The sequence below is a fragment of the Streptomyces lycii genome (genome assembly GCF_009735685.1).
Taxonomy (GTDB): domain Bacteria; phylum Actinomycetota; class Actinomycetes; order Streptomycetales; family Streptomycetaceae; genus Streptomyces; species Streptomyces lycii.
Window position 1 is genome coordinate 1 of sequence record NZ_WHPN01000238.1, and the last position, 6,921, is coordinate 6,921.

A 6,921-nucleotide genomic window follows, 5' to 3' on the forward strand; every position below is an offset into this window, starting at 1 on the left:
GCAGACGGCCTCCTCCCTCGCGGGCTGCTCGCTCGCCGAGGCGCAGTCACTGCTCGACGAGCTGGCCGGCCGCTGCCTGCTGCGCCCGGTGCCCGGCGGCGCTCCCGCGCCGGCCCGCTACGACCTGCCCGGCTGTCTGGTGCCGCTGCTGCGCGAGGACCTGGCGGCCCGGGTGAAGCCCGCCGAGGCCGGGCTGGCCCGCGCCAGGATGCTGGAGCGGACCGTACGGCAGCTGCGGGCCTGCCGGGCCGAGACGGAACGCGACGAACCGGCCGCCCGCGCCTGGCTCGCCGAGCTGCCCCGGGGGCTCAGGTTCGGCTCGCGGCGGGCGGCGCGGGAATGGCTGGACTCCCGGCTGCCGGTGCTGCGCGCCGCGGTGCGGCTCGCGGTGGACGACGGCGGGCTCGACACCCAGGCGCGGCGGCTGCTGTCGGCCCTGGCCAGGGCGGTGATGGCACACCGGGGCGAGGAGGCGTCGGCGGCCGAGCTGTATCCGCTGCACCAGCTGGCGCTGGAGGTCGCCGAACGCCGCGGGCTGGTGCCCGAGCAGGCCGCGGCGCACCTGAACCTCGCGGATCTCGACGCGGCGGCGGGCCGTACCGAGGACGCGCTGGCGCGTTACCGCTCGGCGCTGGCCGCGGCCCGGGAGGCGGAGGAGCCGTTCCTCACCGCGCGGTCGCTGGAGTCCCTGGGCCGGGTCTACCAGGAGTCGGGCGACTGGGAGCGCGCCGCCGACTGGTACGGGCGGGCGCTCGGACTCCGGCTCGCCCGGGGCGACGCGGCCGAGGAGGCCCGGCTGTACGGCCGGATGGCCACGGTCCACGAGCACACCGGCGACCGTGGGGAGACGTTGCGGAATCTGCGGGCGGCCGCCGCCGCGGCCCGACGCGCCGGTGACCGGAGCCTGGAATCCGGCATCCGGACGCGGCTCGCCGGCACGTTTGACCTGCTCGGAGACGCCGACGCCGCCGCCGCGCAGCGCGCCGCGGCGCGGCGTCTGCGAGGCAAAGCGGAGCAGTGACCTAAGAAACCAACACCGCCTGCGAAGAAAATCAAGCTTTGCAAGGCTGGACAGCGAGACCTCCTTCATTAGACTGGTCCGGTCGCGGACGATGCGGGTGCATCCTTGTATGTACCGGCTTATCCAGGCTTGCAGGAAAACTCCCCATCCCAAGGACCGTGATCCACGTGAAGGTCGGCATTCCCCGCGAGGTCAAGAACAACGAGTTCCGGGTGGCGATCACCCCGGCAGGTGTGCACGAACTCGTCCGCCACGGCCATCAGGTGTTCGTCGAGCAGGGGGCCGGTCTCGGCTCCGCCATCCCGGACGCCGAGTACACCGCGGCCGGTGCCGTCTGCCTCGCGTCCGCGGACGAGGTCTGGGCCGGGGCCGACCTGCTGCTCAAGGTCAAGGAGCCGGTCTCCGAGGAGTACCACCGGCTCCGCAAGGGCCAGGTCCTCTTCACCTATCTGCACCTCGCGGCGTCCCGCGACTGCACCGACGCGCTGCTGGAGTCGGGCACCACCGGCATCGCGTACGAGACCGTGGAGACGGCCGACCGCAAACTGCCGCTGCTCGCCCCGATGTCGGAGGTCGCGGGCCGGATCGCCCCCCAGGTCGGCGCCTACCACCTGATGCGCTCGGCCGGCGGCCGCGGCGTGCTGCCCGGTGGCGTCCCCGGGGTCCGCGCCGGCCGCGCCGTGGTCATCGGCGGCGGCGTCTCCGGCTGGAACGCCGCCGGGATCGCCATCGGCATGGGCTTCCACGTCACCCTGCTCGACAAGGACGTGAACAAGCTCCGGGAGGCCGACAAGCTCTTCGGTACCCGGGTGCAGACCGTCGCCTCCAACGCCTACGAACTCGAGCGCGCCGTCCTCGACGCCGACCTCGTCGTCGGCGCGGTCCTCATCCCCGGCGCCAAGGCGCCGAAGCTGGTCACCAACGACCTCGTCTCCCGGATGAAGCCCGGAAGTGTCCTTGTCGACATCGCCATCGACCAGGGCGGCTGCTTCGAGGACTCCCGGCCCACCACCCACGCCGAGCCGACGTTCCGGGTGCACGACTCGGTCTTCTACTGCGTCGCCAACATGCCCGGCGCGGTCCCGAGCACCTCCACCCACGCGCTGACCAACGCGACCCTGCCGTACGTCCTGGAACTGGCCGACCGGGGCTGGCGCGAGGCGCTGAGCCGGGACGCCGCCCTGGCGAAGGGCCTCAACACCCATGAGGGGCAAGTGGTTTACGGACCCGTCGCCGAGGCACACGGGATGACGCCCGCCGACGCGCACGCGATTCTCGGCTGACGCGTTTTCGAACACATCCGCGCGCCGTCAACCCGACGTGTCCGGCCGGACCTTGAGGGACGAGGTCCGGCCGGACGCGTGTCGGGCATGTCACGCTGAGCGGTCAACTCGCCTCGAACGTAACCGTTCGACCGATTCGCGCCTCCGCAAATCACCGGTATGGCGGGCAGTACACCCTTGACAGCAGGGTGTTTTCTTCCCGACACAGAGCGCCGGGTCCGGTGGATTGTGTTGCTGTGGACGGTCGACACGCCATAGAGTCGCCAACCGTCGGCATGGTGTCACGCTGACCTATCGATAAAGTTTCCTGGTCACTCCCAAGGAGGTAAGACGACTTGTGAATGAGTCGACATTTACTCCCGGAGGTGGCCGGCCAGGAATGGCTGCGCAGGGCCCGAGCCCCGAGGCTGTCGGATCCGTAGCTGTCCACACCTTCGCAGCCCAAAAGAGCACGACAGCCAACATGAGCATGGACGGCCATCACGTGAACGCCACGGCCGGCGGCCAGGGTGGCGGCGAGCCCGCCCGTTTCGCCGACTACGAGGATCTGCCCGAGGGTCACTTCTACGACCCGGACGCGGAATACGAGCCCGACCCCGAATACGCGGCCACCCTCGCGCCCGACGCCGCGCGCCAGCGCCGCGAGCGCGTCGGTCCGACGGGCCGGCCGCTGCCCTACTTCCCCATCCCCGGCCCGCTCACCGAGCACGGCTCCGCCAAGGTCATCGCGATGTGCAACCAGAAGGGCGGGGTCGGCAAGACCACCTCGACCATCAACCTGGGCGCCGCGCTCGCGGAGTACGGACGGCGGGTGCTGCTGGTCGACTTCGACCCGCAGGGCGCCCTCTCCGTGGGCCTCGGCGTCAACCCGATGGAGCTGGACCTCACCGTCTACAACCTGCTCATGGAGCGGGGACTGGCGGCCGACGAGGTGCTCCTGAAGACCGCGGTCCCCAACATGGACCTGCTCCCCAGCAACATCGACCTCTCGGCGGCCGAGGTCCAGCTGGTCAGCGAGGTCGCCCGGGAGTCGACGCTGCAGCGCGCCCTGAAGCCGCTGCTGGCGGACTACGACTACATCGTCATCGACTGCCAGCCCTCGCTCGGCCTGCTCACGGTCAACGCCCTCACCGCGGCGCACAAGGTCATCGTGCCGCTGGAGTGCGAGTTCTTCGCGCTGCGCGGTGTGGCCCTGCTCACGGAGACCATCGAGAAGGTCCAGGAGCGGCTCAACCCCGAACTGGAGCTGGACGGCATCCTCGCCACCATGTACGACTCGCGCACGGTGCACAGCCGCGAGGTGCTGGCACGGGTGGTCGAGGCGTTCGACGACCACGTCTACCACACGGTCATCGGCCGCACCGTCCGCTTCCCCGAGACCACGGTCGCGGGCGAGCCGATCACGACGTACGCCTCCAACTCCGTCGGTGCCGCCGCGTACCGCCAGCTCGCCAGGGAGGTGCTCGCCCGGTGCCACGCCGAGTGAGTCTTCCCGGCGCCGACGAACTGTTCCGTACGACCGGGGGCACCGCACTCCAGGCATCCACCCCGCCCGCCGCCAACGGAGAGGCCCGGGTCCCCGCACCGGCCTCCTCCACGGAGGACGACAAACCCCGTGCCGCGGACGCCTCCGGTGCCGCGGAGCACGGGGGCCGCGAGGAATCCCCGGACCGGCCCGCCTCCCGCCCCGCCAAGCAGCAGGCCGCCGCGCCCGCCCGGCGCCGGGGACGGGGGGCCAACCGCCGTCCCAGCGGCCGGGAACGCCACGACGAGAAGATCACGGTCTATGTCTCCGCCGAGGAGTTGATGGACCTGGAACACGCCCGCCTCGTCCTGCGCGGCGAACACGGGCTGGCCGTGGACCGGGGCCGCATCGTCCGCGAGGCCGTCGCGGTCGTCCTCGCGGACCTCGAATCCCGCGGCGACGCGAGCATCCTCGTACGACGCCTGCGCGGCCACTGAGCGGTAACCTTCCCGGACCACCGCCAGCACGACGGACCGCGATGCCCACACCCGACGACCCACCCCGCCGCCGCCCGCTGGGCGGCGGCCCCGGCGCGAAGCCGCTTCCCGCGGCGCCCGTTCCCCCGGAGCCGGCCCCGTCGGCGCCCGCCTCTGCGGAGCCGGTTCCCACGGAGTCCGCCCCCACGGAGCTGGTTCCCCCGGAGCCGGTTCCCACGGAGGCAGGGCCCGTCCCGGGCCGGGTCGCGCCCGTCCGGGACGTTCCCCGTCCGCCGGGCGACGCAGGGGATGCGGGAAGCGCACCCGCCCCGGAAGGTCCGCGGTCCGGGAGCAGTGCGGCTGCCCCCGCCTCCGCACCGGCGGCACCCGGCCGTCCGCTCACGCGAGAGACCCCGCCCGCCCCGGATGACACGGCCATCCCCGTGCCGCCGGCTCCGGCCGACGGTCCGGAGCCCGGTCCCGGTCCGGAGGCCGGTTCCGAGCCGGACGGCGACCCCGCGGCGGTCGGCGGGCCCGCGCAGGCGGACGGCGACGGGACCGCGGAGCGTGGCGGGTCCGCGGAGCGTGGCGGGTCCGCGGAGCACGGCGGACCCGCGGAACGTGACGGATCCGCGGAGCGAGGCGGGTCCGCGGTGGACGGTGGCCCGGACGGCGACGGGGCCGCGGAAGACGGCCCGCCCGGGGACGGCCGGTTCACCGTCCGGCTGGCCAACTTCGAGGGCCCCTTCGACCTGCTCCTGCAACTGATCTCCAAGCACAAGCTGGACGTCACCGAGGTGGCCCTCTCCAAGGTCACCGACGAGTTCATGGCGCACATCCGCGCCATGGGCCCGGACTGGGACCTCGACCAGACCACCGAGTTCCTCGTGGTCGCCGCCACGCTGCTCGACCTCAAGGCGGCGCGGCTGCTCCCGGCCGCCGAGGTCGAGGACGAGGCCGACCTCGCCCTCCTGGAGGCCCGGGACCTGCTGTTCGCCCGCCTCCTCCAGTACCGGGCGTACAAGCGCATCGCCGACATCTTCAGCGACCGGCTGGCGTTCGAGGCCCGCCGGCATCCCCGTACCGTGGGCCTGGAGCCGCACCACGCCGAGCTGCTGCCCGACGTGGTGATCAGCATCGGCGCCGAGGGTTTCGCGAAGCTCGCGGTCAAGGCGATGCAGCCGAAGGCGAAACCGCAGGTGTACGTCGACCACATCCACGCTCCGCTGGTCAGCGTGCGCGAGCAGGCGGGGATCATGGTGTCCCGGCTGCGCGCGACCGGCGGGAGCGGGACCACGTTCCAGGAGCTGACCGAGGACGCCGAGGACACGCTCACGATCGTGGCCCGCTTCCTCGCGCTGCTGGAGCTGTACCGCGAGCGGGTGGTCGTACTGGACCAGGAAGAGGCGCTGGGCACGCTCGTGGTCCGCTGGACCGGCGGCGAGGAGGACGGTGACCGGCCGCTCGTCACCGACGAGTTCGACCAGGAATCCGCCGGGCCGGGGCCCGAGGAGCGGCAGGAGCGGCCCGGGCCGCCCGGGGCGGGGCCGGGAGAGACCGGCACACGGGCAGCGGCCACGCCCGCGGCACGGAACGGGGCCGGGACCACCGAGGCGCGGGCCGGGCAGAAGGAGGAGCGTTGAGCGACGTGCACGAGGAGGCACCCGGCACGACCGGGCGCCCGCATCCCGCGGTCACGGAGTGGGAGGAGACGCCCGCCCCGGCCGAACCCGGAACGGCCACCCCCGCCGGGGGCGGCTCGGTGGCGGAGCTGGACCTGAAGCCCGCCCTGGAGGCCGTGCTGATGGTCGTGGACGAACCTGCGACCGTCGAGCACCTGGCGAAGGTGCTGGAACGCCCCCGCCGTGCCGTCGCCGACGCCCTGCGCGAACTGTCCGACGACTACACGACCCAGGGCCGGGGCTTCGACCTGCGCCTGGTGGCGGGCGGCTGGCGGTTCTACACGCGCCCCGAGTACGCCGACGCCGTCGAGTCCTTCGTCCTGGACGGCCAGCAGGCCCGGCTCACGCAGGCCGCGCTGGAGACCCTCGCCGTGGTCGCGTACCGGCAGCCGGTCAGCCGTTCCCGGGTCTCCGCGGTGCGCGGTGTGAACTGCGACGGCGTGATGCGGACCCTGCTCCAGCGGGGTCTGCTGGAGGAGGCGGGCACGGAACCGGAAACAGGTGCGATCCTGTACAGGACGACGAACTACTTTCTGGAGCGGATGGGCCTGCGCGGCCTGGACGAGCTCCCGGAGCTGGCGCCCTTCCTCCCCGAGGCGGAGGTGGTCGAGCCGGACTCCCAGGAAGGTGTGCCGTCGTTCGATCCGGACGCTCCGGACACAGACGACAGCAGCGGCCCCTCTCTAGGAACGCAGACGGAATTTTGATGCGAAGCAGCGGCAGGAACAACAGGGACTCCGGTCGGCAGGACCGCCGGGGCACGGGAGCGAGCGGCTCCCGGCCGAGGTCGGGGGGGAGCCGCGACGACCGGCGGGGCGCGGGGCGCCCGCGCCCGGAGGAGCGCCGCTACGACGTGGGCGGCGGCCCGGACCGGGGCGGCGAGCGGGACAGGGACCGGGACCGCGACCGTGACAGGGACCGCGGCCGGGGCCGGGACGACGACCGGGGCCGGCCCCGCGAGGGCGGCCGCGACCAGGACCGTACGTCCCGCACC

The 6,921-nt window shown here is 73.1% G+C and carries 6 protein-coding genes; all 6 read left to right on the forward strand.

Translation table 11 applies throughout. The features are described from left to right. Positions 1-1,021: tetratricopeptide repeat protein (locus GCU69_RS09720; protein WP_235978361.1), on the forward strand; the 1,021-nt coding region annotated here is incomplete at its 5' end. 167 nt (positions 1,022-1,188) lie between these two features. Then, positions 1,189-2,304: an alanine dehydrogenase gene (gene ald, locus GCU69_RS09725; RefSeq protein ID WP_098751211.1), complete on the forward strand. Its 1,116-nt coding sequence runs from the start codon at positions 1,189-1,191 to the stop codon at positions 2,302-2,304. A gap of 379 nt (positions 2,305-2,683) precedes the next feature. Then, entirely contained in the window at positions 2,684-3,790 is a 1,107-nt protein-coding gene (locus tag GCU69_RS09730) for a ParA family protein (RefSeq protein ID WP_098751193.1), read from the forward strand. After that, positions 3,787-4,266, forward strand: coding sequence for a hypothetical protein (locus GCU69_RS09735; RefSeq protein WP_098751192.1), 480 nt, complete (start codon positions 3,787-3,789; stop codon positions 4,264-4,266). The genes GCU69_RS09730 and GCU69_RS09735 overlap by 4 nt, the downstream gene beginning before the upstream one ends. 632 nt (positions 4,267-4,898) lie before the next feature. Further along, positions 4,899-5,888 (forward strand): segregation and condensation protein A, encoded by a 990-nt coding sequence (locus GCU69_RS34705; RefSeq protein WP_156205694.1) that lies wholly within the window; start codon positions 4,899-4,901, stop codon positions 5,886-5,888. A gap of 119 nt (positions 5,889-6,007) precedes the next feature. Further along, positions 6,008-6,634: an SMC-Scp complex subunit ScpB gene (gene scpB, locus GCU69_RS09745; protein ID WP_098751209.1), complete on the forward strand. Its 627-nt coding sequence runs from the start codon at positions 6,008-6,010 to the stop codon at positions 6,632-6,634. Positions 6,635-6,921: the final 287 nt, after the last annotated feature.